Origin of the sequence: Agromyces sp. CCNWLW203, from assembly GCF_036576125.1 — a bacterium.
In the GTDB taxonomy this organism is placed as follows: domain Bacteria; phylum Actinomycetota; class Actinomycetes; order Actinomycetales; family Microbacteriaceae; genus Agromyces.
The window spans coordinates 246,409-269,617 of sequence record NZ_JAZHYX010000005.1 but is presented as its reverse complement, the minus strand read 5'-3'; the positions used below and the strand labels follow the sequence as shown (position 1 = coordinate 269,617).

The 23,209-nt window shown below is 70.8% G+C and carries 20 protein-coding genes; 10 read left to right on the top strand and 10 right to left on the bottom strand.

Annotated features, from left to right (window positions below):
• Window positions 1-119 precede the first annotated feature (119 nt).
• A complete protein-coding gene (locus VPH61_RS13445) occupies window positions 120-548 on the top strand; it encodes a YciI family protein (protein WP_332064009.1) in 429 nt (142 codons plus the stop codon).
• A gap of 10 nt (window positions 549-558) precedes the next feature.
• Complete coding sequence (locus VPH61_RS13440; protein WP_332064008.1) at window positions 559-1,929, top strand: RNA polymerase sigma factor; 1,371 nt, start codon at window positions 559-561, stop codon at window positions 1,927-1,929.
• A gap of 6 nt (window positions 1,930-1,935) precedes the next feature.
• On the opposite strand, the gene VPH61_RS13435 is transcribed toward VPH61_RS13440, so the two are convergent.
• Window positions 1,936-5,610, bottom strand: coding sequence for an efflux RND transporter permease subunit (locus VPH61_RS13435; protein ID WP_332064007.1), 3,675 nt, complete (start codon window positions 5,608-5,610; stop codon window positions 1,936-1,938).
• A gap of 167 nt (window positions 5,611-5,777) precedes the next feature.
• On the opposite strand from VPH61_RS13435, the gene VPH61_RS13430 reads away from it, so the two are divergent.
• Window positions 5,778-6,869 carry a hypothetical protein gene (locus VPH61_RS13430; RefSeq protein WP_332064006.1) on the top strand — a complete coding sequence of 364 codons (1,092 nt, stop codon included), beginning with the start codon at window positions 5,778-5,780 and terminating at the stop codon, window positions 6,867-6,869.
• Window positions 6,870-6,961: 92 nt separating this feature from the next.
• Window positions 6,962-8,494 (top strand): beta strand repeat-containing protein, encoded by a 1,533-nt coding sequence (locus tag VPH61_RS13425; protein WP_332064005.1) that lies wholly within the window; start codon window positions 6,962-6,964, stop codon window positions 8,492-8,494.
• Between the two features lie 280 nt (window positions 8,495-8,774).
• Here VPH61_RS13425 and yczR read toward each other — a convergent pair whose 3' ends face one another.
• Entirely contained in the window at window positions 8,775-10,229 is a 1,455-nt protein-coding gene (gene yczR, locus VPH61_RS13420; protein WP_332064004.1) for a MocR-like transcription factor YczR, read from the bottom strand.
• 62 nt (window positions 10,230-10,291) lie between these two features.
• Here yczR and yczE point away from each other — a divergent pair, with 62 nt between their 5' ends.
• Window positions 10,292-10,996 (top strand): membrane protein YczE, encoded by a 705-nt coding sequence (gene yczE, locus VPH61_RS13415; protein WP_332064003.1) that lies wholly within the window; start codon window positions 10,292-10,294, stop codon window positions 10,994-10,996.
• A gap of 166 nt (window positions 10,997-11,162) precedes the next feature.
• Here yczE and VPH61_RS13410 read toward each other — a convergent pair whose 3' ends face one another.
• Entirely contained in the window at window positions 11,163-11,921 is a 759-nt protein-coding gene (locus VPH61_RS13410; protein WP_332064002.1) for a MerR family transcriptional regulator, read from the bottom strand.
• A 345-nt stretch (window positions 11,922-12,266) separates the two neighbouring features.
• On the opposite strand from VPH61_RS13410, the gene VPH61_RS13405 reads away from it, so the two are divergent.
• The 3 genes from VPH61_RS13405 (at window position 12,267) to VPH61_RS13395 (ending at window position 14,656) form a co-directional block, all read left to right on the top strand.
• The gene (locus tag VPH61_RS13405) at window positions 12,267-13,157 is read left to right on the top strand and encodes a DUF4097 family beta strand repeat-containing protein (protein WP_332064001.1); all 891 of its coding nucleotides are present in this window, start codon (window positions 12,267-12,269) and stop codon (window positions 13,155-13,157) included.
• Complete coding sequence (locus tag VPH61_RS13400) at window positions 13,154-13,810, top strand: PadR family transcriptional regulator (protein WP_332064000.1); 657 nt, start codon at window positions 13,154-13,156, stop codon at window positions 13,808-13,810. The genes VPH61_RS13405 and VPH61_RS13400 overlap by 4 nt, the downstream gene beginning before the upstream one ends.
• A gap of 300 nt (window positions 13,811-14,110) precedes the next feature.
• Window positions 14,111-14,656, top strand: coding sequence for a GNAT family N-acetyltransferase (locus tag VPH61_RS13395; protein ID WP_332063999.1), 546 nt, complete (start codon window positions 14,111-14,113; stop codon window positions 14,654-14,656).
• Between the two features lie 99 nt (window positions 14,657-14,755).
• Here VPH61_RS13395 and VPH61_RS13390 read toward each other — a convergent pair whose 3' ends face one another.
• Entirely contained in the window at window positions 14,756-15,517 is a 762-nt protein-coding gene (locus VPH61_RS13390; RefSeq protein ID WP_332063998.1) for a copper resistance CopC family protein, read from the bottom strand.
• Between the two features lie 101 nt (window positions 15,518-15,618).
• Window positions 15,619-16,230 (bottom strand): hypothetical protein, encoded by a 612-nt coding sequence (locus VPH61_RS13385; RefSeq protein ID WP_332063997.1) that lies wholly within the window; start codon window positions 16,228-16,230, stop codon window positions 15,619-15,621.
• A 150-nt stretch (window positions 16,231-16,380) separates the two neighbouring features.
• Between VPH61_RS13385 and VPH61_RS13380 the strand changes: the two genes are divergently transcribed.
• Window positions 16,381-16,824, top strand: a complete 444-nt coding sequence (locus VPH61_RS13380; RefSeq protein WP_332063996.1) for a DUF1801 domain-containing protein — start codon at window positions 16,381-16,383, stop codon at window positions 16,822-16,824.
• 28 nt (window positions 16,825-16,852) lie between these two features.
• Here VPH61_RS13380 and VPH61_RS13375 read toward each other — a convergent pair whose 3' ends face one another.
• From VPH61_RS13375 to VPH61_RS13355, 5 genes are read right to left on the bottom strand one after another with little or no spacing between them, the layout of a single operon-like run.
• Window positions 16,853-17,827, bottom strand: a complete 975-nt coding sequence (locus tag VPH61_RS13375) for an N-acetylglucosamine kinase (protein WP_332063995.1) — start codon at window positions 17,825-17,827, stop codon at window positions 16,853-16,855.
• On the bottom strand, window positions 17,824-18,744 hold the full coding sequence (locus VPH61_RS13370) for a carbohydrate ABC transporter permease (RefSeq protein ID WP_332063994.1): 921 nt from the start codon (window positions 18,742-18,744) through the stop codon (window positions 17,824-17,826). Before VPH61_RS13370 ends, VPH61_RS13375 begins: the two co-directional genes overlap by 4 nt.
• On the bottom strand, window positions 18,744-19,697 hold the full coding sequence (locus VPH61_RS13365) for a carbohydrate ABC transporter permease (protein WP_332063993.1): 954 nt from the start codon (window positions 19,695-19,697) through the stop codon (window positions 18,744-18,746). The genes VPH61_RS13370 and VPH61_RS13365 overlap by 1 nt, the downstream gene beginning before the upstream one ends.
• 42 nt (window positions 19,698-19,739) lie before the next feature.
• Entirely contained in the window at window positions 19,740-21,029 is a 1,290-nt protein-coding gene (locus tag VPH61_RS13360) for an ABC transporter substrate-binding protein (protein ID WP_332063992.1), read from the bottom strand.
• A 54-nt stretch (window positions 21,030-21,083) separates the two neighbouring features.
• Window positions 21,084-22,019 (bottom strand): N-acetylmuramic acid 6-phosphate etherase, encoded by a 936-nt coding sequence (locus tag VPH61_RS13355; protein WP_332063991.1) that lies wholly within the window; start codon window positions 22,017-22,019, stop codon window positions 21,084-21,086.
• Window positions 22,020-22,113: 94 nt separating this feature from the next.
• Here VPH61_RS13355 and VPH61_RS13350 point away from each other — a divergent pair, with 94 nt between their 5' ends.
• On the top strand, window positions 22,114-23,175 hold the full coding sequence (locus tag VPH61_RS13350; RefSeq protein WP_332063990.1) for a serine hydrolase domain-containing protein: 1,062 nt from the start codon (window positions 22,114-22,116) through the stop codon (window positions 23,173-23,175).
• Window positions 23,176-23,209: the final 34 nt, after the last annotated feature.

Genomic DNA, 23,209 nt, shown 5'->3' with positions numbered 1-23,209 from the left:
CCGACGCGCATGCCAACATGATGAAAAGAAATTCTCGGGCGATGTCGATCCGGCCGTCGCCCGTTCGACGCCAGAGTGAGGCGGGCACTTCGGCCCCCACCGTGAAGGAGAGAACCACCATGAAGTACATGCTGATCATGCGCTCGAACGACCAGGCCGTCGAGGACTACGAGAACCTCGACTTCACCGAGGTCATCGCCGCCATGGGCGCCTACAACGAGTCGCTCATCAAGGCGGGCGTGCTGCTCGCGGGCGAGGGCCTCACCGACGCGAAGGAGGGCTTCGTCGTCGACTTCGACTCGACTCCCCCGGTCGTCACCGACGGCCCCTACGGCGAGACGAAGGAGCTCTTCAACGGCTTCTGGATCATCCAGGCCTCGAGCCCCGAAGAGGCGGCCGAGTGGGCCAAGCGCTGCCCCCTCGGGCCCGGCTCGAAGCTCGAGGTGCGCCGCGTCACCGAGCTCGAGGACTTCCCGCAGGACAACGAGTGGATCCAGAAGGAGGCCGGCTGGCGCGAAGAGGCCGAGGGTCGCCTCGGCACCGCGTAGGTCGACTCCCATGACGGAGACGGATGCCCCGGGCACGGGCGGCACTGCGGCCGACGCCGCAGTCGGCACTGCTGGCGACGCCGCAGTCGGCGCAGCAGCAGACCCCGCCGCCGACCGTGCCCGGCGCGCCGTCGCCGCGGTCTGGCGCATCGAGTCGGCGCGCATCGTCGCGACGCTCACGCGCTTCGTCGGCGATGTCGGCCAGGCGGAAGACCTCGCGCAGGAGGCGCTCGTCGAGGCGCTCCGGCAGTGGCCGGCCGAGGGCGTTCCGAACAACCCGGGCGCCTGGCTCACGGCGGTCGCGAAGCGCCGGGCGATCGACGGATGGCGCCGCCGCGAGCGGCTCGACGAGCGGTACGCCGCGATGGCCCATGATCTTGAGCGAGACGGCGCCGCGGTATCCGACACCTTCTGGGATCCCGACACGATCGACGACGACATCCTGCGACTGATCTTCGTGTCGTGCCATCCCGTGCTCTCGCGCGAGGCGCAGATCGCGCTGACGCTGCGCATCGTCGGCGGCCTCGGTTCCGAAGAGATCGCACGCGCGTTCCTCGTGCCGACGGCGACCGTGCAGCAGCGCATCGTGCGGGCCAAGAAGACACTCGCGGCCGCGAAGGTGCCGTTCGAGGTGCCAGAGCCGAACGAGTACGCCGCCCGGCTCACCTCAGTGCTGCAGGTGCTCTACCTGATCTTCAACGAGGGCTACCTGCCCGCGGCGGGCGACGAATGGGTGCGACCGGATGTCTCGGCCGAGGCCCTCAGGCTCGCCCGCATGGTGGCGGGCCTCATGCCGCGCGAACCCGAGGCGCAGTCGCTCGTCGCCCTCATGGAGTTCACGGCCTCGCGCTTCGCGGCGCGCACCGCCCGCGACGGCACCCCGATCCCCCTCGACGAGCAGGACCGCTCCCGCTGGGACCGCGCGCAGATCGGGCGCGGTCAGGCGGCCCTCGCCCGCGCCGACGCCATCGGCCGCGGTCGCGGCGCGTACGGCCTGCAGGCGGCGATCGCCGAGTGCCATGCGGTCGCGGCATCCGTCGACGACACCGACTGGGCGCGAATCGTGCTGCTCTACGAGGCGCTCGGACGCCTCGCGCCGTCGCCCGTCGTCGAACTGAACCGGGCCGTCGCGGTCGCGATGTCGACCGGGCCGGCGAGCGCCCTGCGCATCGTCGACGGTCTCGTCGCGAGCGGCAAGCTCGCCGGCTACGCCCCGCTGCCGGCGGTGCGCGGCGAGTTGCTGCGCCGGCTCGGTCGCATCGGCGAGGCGCGCGGCGAGCTCGAGACCGCAGCCCGCCTCACCGGCAACGAGCAGGAGCGGGCTTCACTGCTCGCGAAGATCGCCGCGCTCGCGCCGCCCGCCGTGCCCCCTGCCGAGTAGTCGGGGTCAGGCCCACGGGGGCGGCGGGGTGCTGCCTGCGTCGCCGTCGTCGGACCCGTCGCCGTCGGCATCGGATGCGTCGGCATCGGACTCCGCGGGCTCGGCCGGCGTCGGCTCGGCGGGCTCGGGCTCGGCGGGCGTGGACTCGGGCTCGGCGGCGTCGGGCTCGGCAGGCGTCGGCTCCGATTCACGTGCAGCGGGTGCCGCAGCGGGTGCCGTCGTCACGGCGCCACCCGCGGCAGCACCCGCACCCGCGAGCGCCGGCACGGCGGCATCCGCTCGGCCCGCGGCCTTCGCGGCCCGCTTCTCGCGGCGCCGCTCGCGACCGCCCTCGACGAGGTCGTAGAGCACGGGCAGCACGACGAGCGTGAGCGCGGTCGACGACACGAGACCGCCGATCACGACGAGCGCGAGCGGTTGCGAGATGAAACCGCCGTGCCCGGTGATGCCGAGCGCCATCGGCAGCAGCGCGAAGATCGTCGCGAGCGCGGTCATGAGGATCGGGCGAAGACGCCGGGAGGCGCCGTGCACGAGCGCGTCGCGCACGTTCATGCCGCGATCCCGATACTGGTTCACGAGGTCGACGAGCACGATCGCGTTCGTCACCACGATGCCGACGAGCATCAGCACGCCGACGAGCGAGGCGACGCCGAGCGGCACGCCAGTGATGACCTGCAGCGCGATCGCACCGGTCGCCGCGAACGGCACCGACACGAGGAGCAGCAGCGGCTGCAGCAGCGAGCGGAACGTCGCGACCATCACGATGTAGACGATCAGGATGGCCGCGAGGAGCGCGAGCCCGAGCTGCGAGAACGACTCCTGCTGGTCGGCGCTCACGCCGCCGATCGAGGCGGTCGTGCCGGCGGGCAGGTCGACCGAGTCGACCGCGGTGGCCACCGCACCGCTCGCAGTGCCGAGGTCGTCGCCCGAGGGCGTCGCCGAGACGGTCGCGCTGCGCAGGCCCTGCACGGTTGTGACGGATGCCGGTCCGTCGACGTTCTCGACGGTCGCGAGCGAGTCGAGCCGCACGAGGCCGGCGGGCGTCGGCACCTCGAGGGCCGAGAGCTCCTCGACGGTCGCGGGCGGGGTGTCGGTCGCGAGGTAGATCGTGAGGGTCTTCTCGTCGATCACGACGGTGCCCGCGCGCTGGGGCTGCATCGCGGCGGAGACGAACCCGCCGAGGGCCACCTCTGAGAAGCCCGCTGCCGCGGCATCCGCTCGGTTGACCTCGACGGCGACGTACGGCTGGGACTCCGACAGGTTCGACGAGACCTGCGCGAGCGAGTCGATGCCGTCGAGCTCCGTGACCACCGCATCGGTGGCCGCCTGCAGGTCCTCGGCGTTCGAGGCGGTGATGTCGACCTCGATGTCGCTCGAGGCGCCGAACCCGCTCGAGGCGGCGAGGGTGACCTCGCCGACGTCGTCGAGCGCGTCGAGGTCGTCGCGCACGCTCGCCTGCAGGGCGTCTTGGTCGGCGTCTTCATCGGTCGTGACCGAGTAGGTGATCGTGGCGCCGCCGCCGCCGAACGCCGCGGTCAGGCCACTGCCCGAGCCGATCGAGGTCTGCACGGTCTCGACGCCCTCGGTGTCGCGGATCGTCTGCTCGACGGGCTGCGAGGCCTCGTCCATGGCGTCGAGGCTCGTGCCGATGGGCAGCTCCTGCGTCACGCGGAAGGTGTTCTGCCCAGAGGATCCGAGGAAGTTCGTCTTCATGAGCGGAATGAGCGCGACCGTGCCGCCGAGCACGAGGCCGGCGACGATGAGGGTCACAACGCCGTGCTTCAGAGTCCACTCGATGATCGGCAGGTAGCCGCGCTGGAGTCGCGAGGGGTGCTCGAGCTCGTCGGCGGGGGCCACAGGCTTCGGCTTCGCAGCCGTCGCGGCTCGGGAGGCGGCGCCGGCGGAAGCGGCGGAACCAGCGGAAGCGGCGCCGTGCGCCGGGAGCCCGGTCGCCCCGGTCTCGTCGCGCAGCTCGGGCGCGAGCCAGACGTCGTCGACGAACGCGGCGGCCGCCACCTCGGCCTCGTCTTCGTGCTTGGCGAGCTTCGCGGGCTTCAGGAACCAGTACGCGAGCACCGGCACGATCGTCAGCGAGACGAGAAGCGAGGCGACGAGGGCGATCGTCACGGTCAGCGCGAACGGTCGGAACAGCTCGCCCGTCACGCCCTCGACGAGCGCGAGCGGCAGGAAGACCGCGACCGTGGTGATGGTCGAGGCGGTGATCGCACCCGCGACCTCGCGCACGGCGTGCACGATCGTCGCGGCCTTGTCGACGCCCTCGATGAGGTGCCGCTTGATGTTCTCGATGACGACGATCGAGTCGTCGACGACGCGTCCGATCGCGATCGTGAGGGCGCCGAGCGTCAGGATGTTCAGCGTGTAGTCGGCGGCCTGCAGGCCGATGAAGGTGATGAGGACCGAGGTCGGGATCGAGATCGCGGTGACGAGCGTGGCCCGCACCGAGAGCAGGAAGACGAGGATCACGATGACCGCGAACACGAGGCCGAGCATGCCCTCGGTCGCGAGCGACTCGATCGACTGCTCGATGTAGGGCGCCTGGTCGAAGACGACCGTGAAGCTCGCGCCGGGGTTCGTGGTGTCGAGCGAGGACTCGAGGTCGGGCAGCAGCGCCGTCACGGCGTTCGAGACCTCGACGGTGTTCGCCGCCGGGAGCTTCGTGACCGAGATCGTCAGCGCCGGTTCGCCGTCGACGCGCGAGATGCTCGAGACCGGGTTGTCGGTCAGTTCGACGGATGCCACGTCGGCGATCGTCGCGGCGGCGGGCACGCTCGTCGTGGTGACGAGGCCCTCCGGCAGCTCGGAACCTCCCGGCGGGGCGGCATCATCGGGCAGCGGCGCACCACCGGGCGGTGTCGCGCCGTCGGTCGGCGCCTCGGCGTCGGTCGGCGCTTCGTCCGCGGCATCCGGAACCTGCTCGGTCGCCCCGAGCACGGGCAGCGCCGCGATCTCGTCGACGCTGTGGATGCGCGTGCCGGTCTGCACCGCGAAGGTCGAGTCGCCCTCGGTGATGGTGCCGGCGGGCACCAGCAGTCCGTTCTGCTGCAGTGCGTCGCGGATCGCCTGCTGCGTGATGCCGTACGCCGCGAGCTTCGCGGGGTCGGGCGTGATGGTGACGCGCTGGCCGATCTCGCCGACGAGGCTCGCCTCGCGCACGCCGTCGACGTCGGTGATCTCGGGCAGCGTCGTGCGCTCGATCTCGTCGGAGAGCGCGCTGATGTCGTCGGCGCCGGTCACGGCGATCTGCAGCACCGGGAAGTCGTCGAGGCTGAGGGCGATGACCTGCGGGTCGACGTCCTCGGGCAACTGGCCCGAGATGCGGTTCACGGCCGAGAGCATCTTCTGCTCGGCGAAGGCGAGGTCGGTGCCGTAGGTGAAGCTCGCGGTCACGCGCGACAGGCCAGTCGAGCTCGTCGTCGAGGTCGACTCGAGACCCGTGATGCCCTGGATCGCGGTCTCGATCGGCGTCGAGACGTCGGCGTTGACGATGTCGGGCGACGCTCCGGGGTAGCTCGTCACGATCGAGAGCTGCGGGAACTCGATCGACGGCGCCAGCTCCTGCTTCAGGCTCGTCAGCGAGATGCCGCCGAAGATCGCGACGACGACGGTGATGAGCGCGATGAGGGCACGGTTCTTCATGCTGAGCGCTGCGAGCAGGTGCATTGCTCGATTCTCGCAGGCGAGGTCGCCGCGGAGATCACCCTGCCGATGGATTTCCGGCGACATCCCGGTTCCGCATTCGGCGCGCTGCATCAGGGTGGCCCCCGTCCGGGGGGTATCGTCACGAGAGGACCCAACATAGGGTGGCCACAGGGGAACGGAGGGTCGCGATGAGCTCCGCGGATGCTGCACGGCAGGTGCCGTGGCTCCGCTATGCCCTCCTCGCGACCGCCCTCAGCGCCATGTGGCTCGTCGTCTCGCTCTTCTCGAGCGCACCGAGCGCCTCGGCCGATGAACGCGACTCGGGCAGCGGACTGCTCGGCACGGTCGGCTCGCTGCTCGGCGGCGTGACCGAGGTCACCGGCGCTGTCGGCGGCCTCGTGGGCGGCGTCGTCGAGACGGTCGTCAGCCCCGTGAACCAGGTCGTCGAGCCCGTCGTCGAGGTGCTGCCCGAACCGGTGGCGGAGCCCGTCGCCGTGGTCGTGCCAGAGACGGTCGACACCGTCACCGAGACCGCGAACACCGTGGTCAGCGGCGGAAACACGGCCGTCGGCACTATCGTCAACGGCATCACCGGCACCGTGTCGGGCATCGCCGGCGGCGACACCGTCAGCGGCATCACGACCCCGGTCGCCGAACTCGTCGACGGCATCGTGAACGAGCTGCCGGTCGTCGGAGCGCTGCTCCCGAACGACACGGTCGGCGGAGTGCTCGGCCCCGTGGCCGGGCTCGTCGACGACACGCTCGGCACCGTCGTCGGCACGCTGCCCGCCCTGCCCACCGATGGCAGCGGCGTGCTCCCCCAGCTTCCGTCGATCCCGCTGCTTCCGGGCAACCCCGGGGGCCCCGGGACACCCGGCGGACCAGGAGGCCAGGTGCCCGGCGAACCGCCGCCCACCGGGCACGCGGGGGCGCCTCCGGGCGTTGCCGCCGGCGGTCAGGACGCCGCACTCTCGAGCAGTTCGGCCCGCACGCACACCACTGATCTTTCGTCGCTCGTCGGCGCCGAGACCGGCGCGATCGCGCCCTCGGGCGACGGCTCGCCGGTCGGCGACGGCTCGCCCGCACCCGGCGGGCCCGCGCTGGGCGCCTCGGGCTCAGGCACCGGCGCTGCGGGCAACGGCGGCGGCGCGGCATCCGGCACTTCAGACGCGGCCTACGCCGCCCTCGAACTCGACGCGCTCGCGTCGCTCGCACTCAACTCGGTCGACGACGAGCTGCCGTCGTCGCCGGTCTACGACACCGACTCCACCCCTGACTGACGGGGGCCGTTCCGCCTGCACGTGAGGCGGAAGACGGTCATCGCTCCCTGCGCGGGAGCGTATTCACCCCATCAGTTCAGGAGGACTGGATCATGAAGAAACTGCTCTTGAGGGCGCTCTATGCGACCCTTTTCGCCGGGGGCCTCTCGCTCCTCGGCGCCGGCGTCGCCCACGCGTCGGAGACGACCGGCGACGACGGCATCCTGTCGGGAAGCCAGGCCGGCATCTCGATCGACCTGCCGATCACGCTCGGCGGCAACGCGATCTCGCTCATCGGGGACTCGTCGTCGCAGGACGCGACCACCGCGGTCTCGAGCGGTGACACCGCAGAGCCCGTCGCCGTCACCTCGGGTGACGACGGCATCGGCTCGGGTAGCCAGGCGCTCATCGACCTGTCGGTTCCGGTGACGATCGGCGGCAACGCCATCTCCGTCATCGGCGACTCGTCGACGGACGGTGCGACCACCGAGGTCGCCCCGGCACCCGCACCGGTCGCAACGGCCCCCGCGGCCGCAGCGCCCGAGACCAGCGGCAGTGACTCGCTGCTCGGCGGCACCCAGGGACTCGTCAACGTGTCGATTCCCGTCACCCTCGGCGGCAACGCGATCTCGCTGATCGGCGACTCGTCGTCCGACGGCGCGGGCACCGCGGTCGCCTCGGGCGGCTCGGGCGGCTCGAACGACGCTGGCAGCGCGTCGACCTCGGGCGACGACTCGATCCTCGGCGGCACGCAGGTGCTCGGCGGGATCGACGTTCCGATCACGCTCGGCGGCAACGCCATCTCGGTCATCGGCGACAGCACCAGCAGCGGCGCCGCAACCGTGGTCGAGTCGGGCACGGCATCGGGCGAGGGCACCTCGGCCGAGACCGGCGGCGAGGAGTCGATCCTCGGCGGCACGCAGGCGATCATCGGCGCAGCGGTGCCGGTCACGGTCGGCGGCAACGCCATCTCGATCGTCGGAGACTCGACGAGCGACGACGCGACGACCGTCGTCGAGTCGGGCTCGGGCTCGGGCTCGGCCGAGACCAGCGGCGACGACTCGATCCTCGGCGGCACGCAGCTGCTGCCGAGCCTCGGGCTGCCGGTGACGGTCGGCGGCAATGCGATCTCGGGCATCGGCGACAGTACGTCGACCGACTCCGAGACGGTCGTGATGCCAGGAACCGGGGGCGGTTCGGCCACGACGGATGGGAACGGCGGGCTGCTCGGGGGAACACAGCTGCTGCCGAACCTGTCCCTGCCCGTGACCATCGGCGGCAACGCCGTCTCGGTCATCGGCGACAGCGAGACCGACGGGTCGACGACCATCGTCGACCCGGTGGACCCGGTGGACCCGGTGGACCCGGTCGACCCCGTTGACCCGGTCGATCCCGTGGACCCGGTTGACCCCGTGGACCCGGTCGACCCCGTCGACCCGACCGACCCGACGACGCCCACCTCTCCGGGTGACGGCGGCTCGACGGTCGCCTCGGGCAGCGGCTCCGGCGGGTCGGGCGAGACGGATGCCGCGACGCTCGCGTCGACCGGCACCGACACCTCGAGCCTCGCGCTCGCGCTCGCGGCACTCGCGATGCTCGCGGGCCTCGTGCTCGTCGGGTTCCGGCGGTTCGCGCTGAAGCGCTAGCAACGGGATGGGCCCGGCGCCGCCCTTCCGGCGCCGGGCTCGCGCCCCCGGCAGATCACTGCCCCACAGACTCCGTGCCGCAGACCCGTGCGGCACGGCAGGCCGCGGTGTGCCCGTACCACGGCCGGTCGGGGCGGTCCGACGAGCGCAGTCGTCCGGCCGCCCCGCACTCCCACGCCGTGCGGCGACGTGGCGCTTCCAGAGCGAACGACGCGCGACGCGATACCCGCGACTGCAACCCGCATCCCGCAACCCGCGACGCGAACCCGCGACCCGCGTCTCAGATCACCGAGGCGAGCATGCTCTGTTCGGGCACCGGCGCCGCCCCCGAGAGCGAGCGCCAGGCGCGGGCGAGCGCCTGCACCGCGGCATCCGTCGTCTCGGCCGGATAGCAGATCGGCAGGCGCAGGAAGCGCTCGAACGCCCCGTCGATGCCGAACCGCGGGCCGGCGGCGATGATGAGGCCCTGCGAGCGGGCGGCGAGCGCGAGCTGCGAACTGACGGCGGCGCCGAGGCCGACCCAGGTCACGATGCCGCCGTCGACGTGCGGCACCTGCCACTCGGGGAACGACTGCGCGAGCAGCCCCTCGAGCCGGTCGCGGCCGGCGCGGAGCTGTTCGCGGCGCAGGTCGAGGATGTCGTCCATGTGCGGCAGCGCACGGGTCACGAGCAGCTGCTCGATGATCGGCGTGCCGAGGTCGCCGGGCGACCGCACCGCGAGCAGGCGACGGATGAGCGGGCGGTCGGCGCGGATCCAGCCGACGCGCACGCCGCCCCACACGGTCTTGCCGACCGAGCCCACCATGATCGCCGGGCCGTAGGCGGCCATCGGCAGCAGCGACTCGGGGCGGTCGATGTCGAGCTCGCCGGTCGTCTCATCGGCGATGATCACGGTGCCCTGACGGGCGGCCGAATCGAGCACGCGCTCGCGGGCCTCGGCCGTCAGGGAACGGCCGGTCGGGTTCTGGAAGTCGGGCATCAGATACGCGGCGACGGGGTTCGAGTGCCCGATCGCCCGCACGAGCGCTTCGGACTCGGCGCGGCCGTTCGGGTCGGCAGTGCGGTCGGCCGCGTCACGAGGCGCGACGCCGACGGGCACGAGCCGGGCGCCGGCCGCGCGGAGCGCCTCGTAGGCGTGCGGGTAGGTCGGCGCCTCGATGATCGCCCGGTCGCCGCGCCCGATGAGCGCGCGCGAGAGCAGGGCGATCGCGTGCTGCGCGCCGATCGTGACCATGATCTGCTCGGGCGTCGTCGGGAGTCCGCGCGCGGTGTAGCGGTCGGCGATCGCCGCACGGAGCGCCGGGGTGCCGATGGGGTCGAACCCGGCGTCGCCGAGGTGCTCGGGCAGGTCGTCGACGGCCTGCCGCGCGAGGTCGGGGAGCCACGGCAGGGCCGGCGGGGCCGCCTTCGAGAAGTCGATGTACTCGGCGGCCGGAGCCGGCGGAAGCATGGTCGGCACTCCGGGCAGCCGGGCCACACTGCCCGAGCCGCGCACGCTCAGCACGAGGCCCTGCTCGCGCAGGTGCCGGTAGGCGGCGGTCACGGTCGTGCGGCTCAGGCCGAGTCGCTCGGCGAGGTCGCGTTCGGCCGGCAGCCGGGTGTCGACCGGGATGCGACCGTCGAGCACGAGCAGCCGGATGCGCTCGGCGAGCGCGTGGTACGCGCTGCCGGCGCCGCTGCGCCAGTCGCCGAGCAGGTTCTCGAGCGCTCGCGCGCTCAGTGTGGACTCCGCCATTCGAGCCACTTTAGACGAATTGGCTCTTTGCGAACAGGCCAATCATGCAATTGGATTGCAGAATGCCCCGTTCCATCCGCTTCGCCACAGCCGATTCGACCCCCGTCTTCGTGCGCCGTCTCGTGCAGCTCTTCGTCGGACTGTTCCTCTACGGCATCGGCATCGCGCTCATCGTGCGCGGCGAGCTCGGCGTCGCCCCGTGGGACGTGCTGACCCAGGGCATCGCGAAGCAGACCGGCCTCGGGTTCGGGCTCATCACGGTCATCCTGAGCGGTGTCGTGCTGCTGCTCTGGATCCCGATCCGGCAGCGACTCGGATTCGGCACGGTCATGAACGCACTGCTCGTCGGCCCCGCGGCCGACATCGGACTCTGGCTCATCCCGCCGGGCCTCGACCTCTGGGTTCGGGTGCTGCTGCTGCCCGCCGGCATCGTCGTGCTCGCGATCGCCACGGGCCTCTACATCGGCGCGCACTTCGGCCCCGGCCCGCGCGACGGGCTCATGACCGGACTCCACCGCGTCACCGGCTGGAAGATCTGGATCGTGCGCACCGGCATCGAGCTCGTCGTGCTCGCGATCGGCTGGGCGCTCGGCGGCAACGTCGGCATCGGCACGGTGGCCTTCGCGCTGCTCGTCGGCCCCCTGTGCCAGGTCACGATCCCGATGTTCGCGATCAAGCGCCGGTCGGCGTCGGTCGCACCGGCCTCAGCGATGGCACCGGCTGACGGGCGAGCGGATGCCGCGGCGCCCGCGCCATCCGTCTCCTGACGCCCACCACCCTGCAGCAATTCAGGACGGCGGTGGCGAGTCGCCCTCACAACCGCGACGACACGCCGGGCGACACACCTCCGCTCCTGAATTGCTGAAACCCAGACGGCAGTCGCCCCCGAGGTCGGGACACCTCGGGGGCGACTGCACGTTTGCCGCGCGCCTGTTAGAGCTCGCGCTCCGCGTACGCGGTCATCGCGTCGCGCACGAACTCGGCACCCGCCTGGCCGCCGTAGTTCGCGCCGAAGCGCTCGTCGGCCACGTACATCTCGGCGAGGCCGAGGAAGTACTCCTTGCTCGGGCCCGCGCCACCGCCGCCCGGCGTGCCGGGCACGCCGCGCAGCCACTCGAAGTGCCGCTGCGCGAGCGCCTGCGCCTCGTCGCCGGTGGGGTCGACACCCCGCTCGAACGCCGCGATCCAGTCGCTGCTGAGCTGCGACACGCGCTGCTGCCAGGCGGCCTTCTCGTCGGCGCTCATCGAGCGCCACCACGCGTCGCTCTTCGCGTACGCGTCCTTGCCCCATCGCTCCTCGACCTCCTCCTTGTACTGGGTGTGGTCGAAGCCGTCGAACATGCTCTCTGCCATCAGTTGTTCACCTCCTTCCAGTGCTCCGATGGTGCTGACGACCGACGCGATCTGTCGCGCCAGCCGGCCTTGCTCGCCGCGCAGCCACTCGAGGTGACTGCGCAGTGCGTGCGGCGCGCTCTCCTCTCGATCGAGCACCTCGCCGATCGCGGGGAGCCCGAGTCCGAGCTCCCGCAGCAGCAGGATGCGCTGCAGGCGCACGAGCGCGGCGTCGTCGTAGTGGCGATAGCCGTTCGACCCGATGCGCGTCGGCGCGAGCAGCCCGATGTCGTCGTAGTGACGCAGGGTGCGGCTCGTCGTGCCGGCGAGCTTCGCGATCTCCTGGATCGACCAGTCCACGGCATGCTCCTCTCTCGTGCCCGTCGTGATCACGGGCGTTCTCGCCCACTTCTGCAACGGTAGAGGTTGACGCTGCGTCAATGTCAAGCGCCGCCGCATCCGCTCGGCTGCTGCCGTTCGCCGAGTCGCAGGAAGATTTGCATGACACACCGAGGCCGCCCGGCGCGGCGCACCCGATCTTCCTGCGACTCGGCGACCCTTCGCGGTCGACTTGCTTCTCGAGCAAACGCGATATATCGTGACTACATCAGACACGCGATATATCGCGTCACAGACCTCGAGGGCAGCGGATGCCGCGGCAGCCGCACCTCGCATGAAACGCAACCGCGACAGAAGGAGCACGGCATGTCCATCGAGAAGTGGGTCATCAACCCCGGAGAGACCCGGGTCATCGACCTCGAACTGGTTCGCAAGCTCAAGGTCAGCCTCATCGGCGGCAAGGTCGACGTCATCGGCCACGACGAGCCCGGCGCCCGCGTCGAGATCTCGAACGTCACGGGCAAAGATCTGAAGGTCGAGATCGACGGCGACTCCCTCGAGATCGACCACCCGCAACTGCGGTGGGACAACTTCATCGACGTCTTCAAGGGCTGGGCCGGCAACGCGAAGGCCGAGGTGTCCATCCTCGCCCCACGGCACGTGGTGATGAAGCTCGGCATGGTCTCGGGCGACGCACTCGTCTCGGGCTTCACGACCGACGCGAAGCTCTCCACCGTCTCGGGCGATCTCGTGCTCGACAACCACGAGGGCGACGTCGAGCTCTCGACCGTCTCAGGCGAGGTCTCCGCCGGCAACCACACCGGCCGCATCACCGCGCACTCGGTGTCGGGCGACGTCGTCGCAACTGGCGACGTGCGCTCGTTCAACGCCGACACGGTGTCCGGCAACATGATCCTCGACGCGTTCAGCACGCCCGACCGGGTCGACACGAACACCGTCGCCGGCGACCTCACGGTGCGCTTCGCCCCCGGTTCCGGTGCCCGCTACCGCATCAACACGGTCGGCGGCACGGTGCTCATCGACGACACGACCATCAAGGGCATGCTCGGCAAGGGCTTCGAGCGCGTCACGGGCGAGCTCTCGGGCAAGTGGCTCGACCTCGGCGCCAACAGCGTCTCGGGCTCGATCTCGGTCATGCGCCGCGAAGGGAACAGCACGGCAGCGGATGCCGCTGGCGCGAGCCACGACGACACCGCGGCGGCCTCGGGGCAGAGCACCGACGAGGCATCCGCATGACTCCGCCCGTCTTCGCCCACGGCAGTCTGCGCCTCTACCTGCTCGCGCTGCTCGAGGAGCAGCCGCGCCACGGCTACGAGCTGATCCAGGCACTCTCCGATCGTTTCGGCGGCACGTACAGCCCGAGTGCCGGCACGATCTACCCGCGGCTCTCGAAGCTCGAGGAGGAGGGCCTCGTCTCGAAGTCGACCGACGGCCGCAAGACCGTCTACGAGATTACGGATGCCGGTCGCGCCGAACTCGACGCACGCCGGGGTGAACTCGACGGCATCGAGAACGAGGTCACCGACTCGGTGCGACGTCTCGCCGACGGCGTGCGCGCCGAGGTCAACGACGCGATGCGGTCGCTCCGCGCCGAACTCGCGAGCGCGGCCCGCGAGGCCAAGCGCGCCTCGACGAAGACCTCGGCGTCGGCCGCGAGCACGGCCGGTGGCAGCGACGATTCGACCTCGTGGAGCGGCGACGCCCGCGCCGAGACGAGCCGCGCGGTGCACGAGGCCGACCTCGCGCTCAGCGAGTTCCGGCAGCAGTTGCGCACCGACCTGCGCACGCAGGCGAGCCGCGGGCGGGTGGCGCCCGAGACCGTGACCCTGTTGCGGGCGCGCCTCGCGCAGGTGCGCAGTGACGTGCTCGCGACGCTCGGCGACCACTAGCCGCTGTTCGACGAGCCCCTCTACTGGGCGGCGCCTCCCCCGGGGCGCCGCCCTTCTGCATGCCGCACGCGCTCCCGTCGCGCCCTGCGCCCCTTCCCTCTTCCCCTCTCCCCTCTCCCCTGGCCCTCTCCCCGCTGCCCCGCTGCCCCGCTCTCCCGCTCTCCCGCTGTCGAGAAGACGCATGTTGTCGCTACTCGCATCGGAGAAGCGACAACATGCGTCCGTTCGATCGCGCGATTGCAGGGGGCGAGCAGCCACGAGGCCGTCGGCGTGTCGGTGGGCGGTGGTGTGATGGGAGTCATGAGCGACATCGAGTTGCACCCGTGGTCCGACGACGACCTCGCGCTGCTCCACCGAGCGAACACGCCCGAGCTCATGAACCAGCTCGGCGGCCCCGAGAACGACGAGCAGGTGCTCGCGCGGCACGAACGCTATCTCCGCCTGCAGCGCGAGGGCACCGCTCACCAGTTCCGCATCGTGATCCCGGGGCATCCCGAGGGCGTCGGAATGGTCGGCTACTGGCAGCACGACTGGCATGGCGAACCCGCCCTCGAGGCCGGCTGGTCGGTCGAGGCGGAGTACCGCGGCCGAGGCATCGCGCCCGCTGCTGTGGTTGCGATGCTCGACGTCGCGCGTGCGGACGGCGAGGTGCTGCCCGTGCACGCGTACCCGCGAGTCGACAATCCGCCGTCGAACGCCGTCTGCCGCAAGGCGGGCTTCCGGCTGCTCGGCGAAGAGGAGTTCGAGGTGAAGCTCGGCCTCGTGCTGCACACGAACGACTGGGTGGTCGACCTCGTTCCGCCCCCACCCTCTGCGCCGGCACAGGCGAACGGGTCACCGATGTAGCTCCCTGTTCGCCCGACGCCGCGCCGGCGTCTCGGTCGAGCGCGTCCTCGATGCAGCTCGCCGCTCAGAAGAACGGCGAGCACCGTAGACGGGCCGGTCTCAGGCGTTGTCGCCGGATGCCCCGGTGCCCGTGCCGGAGGCTCCGCCACCCTCACCGTCACCGTCGCCCGAGCCGGCGCCGGGGCCTGCGCTCTTGCGCTTCGCGTTCACGATGAGCGCGGAGAGGAGCGCGAGGATGCCGAGTCCGCCGACGACGAAGCCGGCGACGGCCCATCCGTCGGGGCCGCTCTGCGCGCCGTCGTCGCCCTCTGCGTGGTCCCCGTCGGCATGGTCGCCTTCAGCGGGTTCCTCGCCGGTCGCCGCGTCATCATGGGCCGGCTCCTCGGTCCAGACGCCGGTCGCGTCGGCGCCCACGCCGAAGTCGATCGTGCCTTCGATGGGGTGCCCGTCGCTCGACACGGCGCGCCACCGCACCTGGTAGTCGCCCTCGAGATCGGCCGGAAGGGAAGCCGTCACGCGCGGGCCCACGACCTCGGGCTCGCCCACCTCGACATCGCCGCCGTGGTGGTCGACCACGACGATCGCCGTGCCGACCTCGATGATGTCGTTCGAGAAGTCGAGGGCGACCTCGGCGGGCGCCTGGTCGAAGACCTCGCCGGGCTCGGGGCTCGATGCGAGCAGCTCGTCGTGTGCGAACGCGGGTGACGCGCCCGCGAGCGTGATGCCGGCGGCGACGGTGAGCGCCGCAGCGGCGAGCACCAGGGCGCGCAGGCGCGTCGTGCGGGCACGCAGGTCCACGGCGGTTGCGGTGGTCGCGGAGCTCGGCGTGGTCTGGTTGTTCTGGTTGGTCTGGTTGTTCATTGCGATGGGAGTTCTCTCTCCTCGGTCCGGGGCGGCAGCCCCACGCGATCGGCGTGTGCGCGGCGGCATCCGGAATGCTCTGGTTCCGCCGAGCGGCGGGATCACACGGAAGCGGGCGCGAGCGGCGGGCCGCGGGATCCGAGCGCCGTGAAGCGGAGTCGCGAGCGAAGCCGCGGCGCACGCGTCGAGGCGACCGTGCGAACGGCGGGAGGAAGCAGCGCGAGCTGCGGCACCGCCTCGGTGAGTCGCAGCGCGAACCGGCGCGCGGCCGCGGTCACCGCACGCCAGGCCGCACGTTCGATCGCGAGCAGGTACACGATCGTCGCGGCCGCGGCGAGCGCGTGGCCGATGAGCATCGCGGCGTCGGCGTGCGCATGACCGACGGGCGCGACATCAGCGCCGACGAAAGCCACGGCCTCGTGGTGACCGCCGACGACGAACGATCCGGTCGATGCGCCCGCGCCGACGCCCGCGCCGACACCGAACAGCACGTGGAACGCCCCCTGGCTGACGAGCACCGCGAGCGTCGTGCGCAGCCGCGTCGAACGACGGCCGACGAAGGCGACGGATGCCCCGAGCGCGACGATGCCCGCGAGCAGCAACCCGATCGCGCCGGGGGCCTCGCCGGCGGCGACGCCGTGCGAGAAGGCCGCGAGGGTGAGGGCGACCGAAGCGGTGCCCGAGCCACGCGCGAGCTGCGCCGCACGGTTCACAAGTGCCCCCGGGAGTCGAGTGATCGAGAATCGCCACAACTCTACAAGGCGTCCCTGAGCGCCCGGCGAGCCCGTGCGAACCCTGCTGCGCCCGAGCGAGGCTGTGGCGCGACCCTGCCGGCGCGAGCCCGCCGGAGCTAGGCTGCCCCCATGGCCACGGACTACACGGATGCCTCGGCGCACGAGTTCATCGACCGGGTCGCGCACCCCGTGCGGCGCCGCGACGCCGAGACCCTGCTCGAGCTGTTCTCACGCGTGACCGGAGAGCCGCCGCGCATGTGGGGCCCGTCGATCATCGGGTTCGGCGAGTACCACTACGAGTACGAAAGCGGCCGCACCGGCAATGCCGGGGCGGCGGGCTTCTCGCCGCGCAAGGCCGCCACGACGATCTACTTCCCCGAGGGCGTCGGCGCACACGCGGAAGCTCTCGCGAAGCTCGGCACGCACACCACGGGCGTCGGATGCCTCTACCTCAAGAACCTCGACGACGTCGACCTCGGCGTGCTCGAGTCGATGGTGCGGGAGTCCTACCGCACGGTCACCTCGGGCACCTTCGGCCGACGCGCCCGCGACAGCGGCCCCGCCGCGGGTTGAGGCTGCGCCGTCGCAGCGCGCCCGACGCTCATCTCGCGATCGAGCCGGCCGTCCAGACGTACGGCTCATGCGTGGAGACCTCGCCGCGAGCGACCCGACCGGCGAGGAGGAGTGCCCCGTCGAGCGGATCGCCGAGCGGCGCCGTCACCTCGACGTCGGCACGAAGCGCAGTGACGGTCCGGGCGAAGGAGCTTGCGAGCACGCCACCGGCACCGAAGACGCCACCGGTCGCGGCGAGCCGCGCGGCAAGCCCCGGTGCGAGGGCTGCGACGCCGCTGCGCGCCGCCTCCTCGCCAGCGGCGGCCATGATCGCCGTCGCCGCCACGTCGCCGGAGGCGGCGAGTTCGGCCACCTCGGGCACGAATCCGGCGAGGACTCCGGCCCGATCGTCGCGAGTGTACAACTGGGCCGGCCATTCGAGCGGGTCGCCGAAGCGGGCGCGGGCACGAACGAGCAGGGCGGCGCCCGAGGCATCCACGCCGTCATGTGCACGCATCGCCATCTCGAGTCCGCGGTTTCCGATCCACGCGCCACCGCCTCGATCGCCGAGCAGATGCCCCCAGCCGTCGACGCGGCGCCAGATCTCCAGTCCGTCGGTGCCGAAGGCGATCGCGCCGGTTCCCAGCGCGACGATCGCGCCGGGACGACCACCGAGGGCGCCGAGGTGCGCGGTGACCGCGTCGATCGCGACCGCGACCGGTGAAAGTCGGTCGGCGGACGTGCCTGCGAGTTCGGCGCGCATCGCCCGAGCGAGCTCGTCGGGACGGGCGACGAGGGTGGCGAGACCGCTCGCTCCGAGGCCGACGCCGTCGAGCGCGGCGCACTCGCGCGGCCAGAGCTCGCGCGCGCGTCGCAGCAGCGCGATCGCCGTCTCGGGCACTGAGCTGCCGCCGGTGGTCACGCCGATGCGCGGGCCCGTGAGCTCGCGACGCGGGCCGTCTCCTGAGCGGATCGCGACGCGGCTGCCCGAGCCGCCGATATCGATGCCGAGCAGCACGCTCACTTGCTCATGCCGGCCGTCAGGCCCGAGACGATCTGCTTCGTCGCGAGTAGGAAGAGCACGACGAGCGGGATCGTCGCGAGGGTGAGGCCGGCGAAGAGGGTCGCCCAGTCGGTCTGGTATTCACCGAAGAATCGGGTGATGCCGACCGGCAGCGTGTAGGCGTCCTGGTCGCGGATGAGGATCAGCGGGTAGAAGAAGTCGTTCCACACCGGTACGAAGCGGAACACGACGACGGTCGCGATCGCGGGCTTCACGAGCGGCAGGTGCACCCGCCAGAAGGTCTGGAACGGTCCGGCGCCGTCGAGCCGTGCCGCTTCGTCGAGTTCGATCGGCAGCTGCCGGAAGAAGCTCGCGAGCACGAAGGTCGAGAACGGGATGCCGAGTGCCCCGTACACGAGGATGAGGCCCCAGAGGTTCGAGATCATGCCGGCCGCCTCCAGCAGGAAGAACAACGGAAGGATGGCGAGGTACACGGGCAGCATGAGCCCGGAGAGGAAGAGCCCCTCGAGCGCCGTGAACAGCCTCGACTTCGTGCGGGCGAAGGCATACGCGGCGAGCAGCGAGACCACGGTCGACAGCAGCACGGAGGCGACGGTGACGAAGATCGAGTTGAAGAAGTAGGTGTCGAACGACGCCGTGATCCACGCCTTCTGGTAGCTCGTGAAGTCGGGCGGCAGCGGCAGGCCGAGGGGGTCGGTGGCCATGTCCTGCGTCGTGCGCAGCGAGTTCGAGACCATGAGCAGCAGCGGCGCGATCGAGATCGCGGCATACAGCCAGAGGAACGCGCTCGAGGCCATGCCTCCGGCGGTCACCTTGGGGCGGCGGCGCTGGGCTGCGCCGTTCGGGCGGCCCGGCGTGCGGCCGTGACGGCTGTCTGCCGCCCCGTCGGCGGTGCTGGGGGTGATCGTCGCGGTCATCAGAAGAGCTTCCGTTCGGCCCGGCGCAGGAGCATGGTGATCAGCATCGAGATGCCGAAGATGAAGAGGAAGAGCAGTGTTGCGATCGCCGAGCTCGTGCCGATCGCGTTCGATGAGCCCGATTCGAAGGCCGAGCGGTAGAAGAGGAGGCTGAGCACATCGGTGGCGCCGGCCGGGTTGCCCTGCGACCCGCCCAGGGCATACGGGATCGGGAATGCCTCCATCGCGCCGATGAAGGTGAGCACGCTCACCGTGCCGATCGCCGGCACGAGCATCGGCAGCGTGATCGACCGGAAGCGCTGCCACGCACTCGCTCCGTCGAGGGAGGCGGCCTCGTCGATCTCCTCGGGGATGCCGCCGAGGGCGGCGCCGTAGAGCAGCACGGGGAAGCCGATCCATTGCCAGGCCGTGACGAGCACGACGACCCAGATCGCCGTCTGCGGGTTGCCGAGCCAGGGTTGGGCCAGCTCGCCGAGCCCGATGCCGCGGAGTATCGCGTTCACCGGGCCGAACAGCGGCGAGAGCATCAACGACCAGAGGTAGCCGATGACGAGCGGCGACACGAGGTACGGCAGCGTGTACATCGTCTGGAAGAAGCGCTTGAAACGGGTCAGTCCGTGCAACAGGCTCGCAAGACCGAGGCCCACCGTGTTCTGGAAGACCATCGCACCGAAGAACAGCAGGATGTTGTGGACGAAGGCGTTCGGGATGTCCTCGCTGTACGGCAGCTTCGTGAAGAGCGTGACGTAGTTCTCGATGCCCACGAAGTCACCGCGCAGGATGCCGGTCCAGCCGAAGAACGAGTAGCTGAGCGCGGTGAACAGCGGATACGCGATGAAGACCGCGAAGAGGATCAGCGCAGGAAGGACGAAGACCATGCCCGCACGCCGGGACAGGGCGATGCCCGTGTTCCCGCGCCGGCGGGGCGCTTTGAGTGCAGAGACGGCGGACATGGTCTTCGTTTCCTCGCTATGGGATGGGAAAGGGCGTTACGACTACTCGCCGGGGGTGAACCACTGCGAGATGCCGGTCTGCAGTGCTGCTGCAGCGCCCGCGGCATCGGTCTCGCCGAGGAACATCTTCTGCACCTGCTGGCCGAGCACGGCGGTGCCGAGCGGCTCGCCGTAGCGGAAGTCGACGAGCAGCAGGTACGGAGCCTGGCCGGCCTCGTAGTTCGACCACGCCTCCTGCATGGCGGCGTCCTCGTACTCGACCCCGGGGATCGCCGAGAACTGGTTCAGCTCGTCGGCGACGAGCTGGCCGAACTCGGGGGTGGCGAGCCAGTTGAGCAGCTCGACGGCTTCGTCCTGGTGGTCCGACTTCGTGTTGATGGCGAAGTTGCCGTCGGCGTAGGCCGGCGAGACCGGCGCATCGAGCACGGCGTCGTCGGGCAGGGGCACCTGGTAGGAGCCGAACTCGAGGTCGGGTGCCTGGTTGCGGAATGTCGCGATCTCGAAGGAACCGCCGGGGAACTGCGCCGCCTGGCCCGACGAGAACTGGATCTGGCTGTCGGTGTAGCTCACGCCGACGACGTCGGGGGTGAGGTACTTCTCCATCTCGGTGATGATACCGAGCGATGCCACGTAGTCGGGGTCGTTGAAGTCGGTCTCGCCCGAGAGCACCTTCTCCTCGAACTCCGAACCGCCGTAGCGGGCACTGCCCACGATGTCGGCGAAGATCGGCAGGATCCAGTCGTCCTTCGCGCCGAGCGCCATGGGCGTGATGCCGGCCGCGAGCAGCTTCTCCTGCACCTCGATGAACTCGTCCCAAGTGGTCGGCACGTCGAGGCCCTGCTCTTCGAAGATCTGCTTGTTGTAGAACATCTGCAGGGTCTGGGTGGCCAGCGGCACGGCGTACGTCTTGCCGTCGGCCTTGCCCTTCGCCCCGGCGATGACGCTGGGAGCGATGTCGTCGAGCCCTTCGACCTCGCCGTCGATCGGCACGAGTTGACCGGCCTCGATGTTCGGCTGCAGCTGGCCGTACGCGCGCACCATGGGCACGTCGGGCCCGTCGCTGCCGGCGAGGCCTGTCGTCAGGATCTGGTTGTACTCCGTGTTCTGGAACGCCTCGAACTCGACCGTGATGTTCGGGTGCTCCGCCTCGAAGACGTCGAAGATCTTGTTGTATGCCTCGACGTCTTCGGTGCGCCACGACCAGACCTTCAGGGTGACCGCGTCACCGCTCGCCTGTTCGTCGCCGCTGGAAGCGCTCGGTGCACAGGCGCTGAGCAACAGAGCGGAGCCGGTCAGCAGTGCCGCGGCTGTGAGGGTACGTCGCCTCATCATGTTTCTCTCCTTGATTGTGTGTGTTTGCAGTGCTGGGTGGTGCAGGACGAGCGGTCAGACGGATGCCTCGGCGAGCGCATCGCGCACCGAGCCGTGGTGACGCGCGACGAGCGAACGGGCGTCGCTGACGTCGACGGCGGCGATCGCAGCGACGATCGCAGTCTTCAGCTCACCGCCGGCCGACGCCAGCAGCGCCATGGCTGCCTCGGCCTCGAGGCCCGTCGCCTCCTGCAGGATGCGCACGGTGCGCAGGCGGAGCTTGTCGTTGGTGGCGACGACCGAGACCATGAGGTTCGACCACGTTCGACCGACGGCCACCATGAGAGCCGTCGAGAAGCCGTTGAGCACGAGCTTCTCGGCGGTGGCCGCCTTCAGCCGCGTCGAGCCGGTGAGCACCTCGGCGCCGGTCGCCAGCACGAGGTTCGTGTCGGCGAGTGGTGCGAGCGCGGCATTCGGATTGCTCGAGACGAGGGCGGTGTAGGCGCCGGCCGAACGCGCAGCGGCGAGCGCGCCGCCGACGTAGGGGGTGTTGCCGCTGGCGGCCAGGCCGATCGCGACATCGTCTGCTCCGACATCGGCGGCGGCCGTTCGCCCCTCCGCCTCGGAGTCCTCGGCGTCCTCGACGGCGTTCACGAGTGCCGCGGCACCGCCGGCGATATGCGCGACGACCCGGCCCGCCTCGAGGTTGAACGTGGGGAGCAGTTCGGCGGCGTCGAGCACTCCGAGCCGACCGGAGGTGCCTGCGCCGAAGTAGTGCACCGTGCCGCCACGACGGAAGCGCTCGGCGGCGACGTCGACGAGGTCGGCGAGCTGCGGCAGGATCGCGGCGACAGCCTCGGCCGCCACCCGGTCCTCGGCGTTCAGCAGCTGCAGCACTTCGAGGCTCGACTTCGCATCGAGTTCGGCTGAGGCGTCGAGCCGCAACTCGGTGGGCGAGAGTGGCCGCGCGCCGTCGTCCTGGCGATCGAGCAGGAGGTCTTGAATGCTCATCAGCGAGAGATGATCCTTCACGTCAGTGGGCTGGTCGGACCCCAGTATGTACAAAAATGTCGCCTATGTGAAGTATTCAGACTATTTTTTTCATATGTGCATCGAGGACGTTTCGATCGAGCAGATCCTGAGCCGCGCACCGGACGGCGCGCTCGGCTCGGCCGTCAGCGCGCTCATCGCCGTCGGCGGAGAGATCGTGTTCGAGCGCCATTCCGGAGTCACTCGGCGGTGGGACGCGCCCGATGCTCCGACCACTGGCGCAGGGGAACCGGTCACGGCGGCCACGCGCTTCGATCTCGCCTCCGTGACCAAGCCGATCGTTGGCGCGGCGCTCATCGGAGAGCTCAATGCCCGGGGACTCGACCCGACCCTGCCCGCCGCGGAACTCCTGCCCGAGTTCGAAGACCGACGCTGGCGGTCGACGACCGTAGCCCAGTTGCTGGGCCACACGGCCGGGCTCCCCGCCGAATGGCTCGACCGCGATCCCGACCCGGAGGCGCGACGGTTCCGCGCGGGCTCGCGTCCCGAGTTTCCTGCCGGAGCAGTGCATCGCTACTCGTGCGTCGGGTACATCTGGGCGGGCCTCGCCGTCGAGGCACTGGCGGGCGCCGGCCTCGACGAGGTCGTTCGGCAACGGGTGCTCGACCCGATCGGAATGCGTTCCACGGGATTCCGGCCCGCAGCAGAGCTGCGGCAGTCCATCGCCGCGACGGAATTCCAGCCGGGCCGCGGACTCGTGCACGGCGAGGTGCACGACGAGACCGCCGCGGCACTCGGCGGTGTGAGCGGCAACGCAGGCCTCTTCGCGACCGGGCATGATCTGCTGCGCTTCGCCGAGGCGCTGCGCACCGGCGGCGAGATCGACGGGACACGGGTGCTGCCGGAGGTGGTCGCCGACGCGCTCGTGACACCGCTCCCGCTTCCCGACGATCCCGGCTTCGGGCAGGCGCTCGGCCCGCGACTCGACGAGGAGTGGATGCGCGGGCTCGGCCCGCATGTCGCCGGACATACGGGGTTCACCGGCACCGCGTTCGCCACCGAGCCCGGCGGCGAGCGCTCGGTCGTGTTGCTCTCGAACCGCGTGCATCCCACACGCTCATCGAACGAGGTACGCGATGTGCGCGCTCGAGTGGCCGATGCGGCGTCGAGGATGTGAGCCGAGCATGACCCTGAGCGCACAACTTCCATCG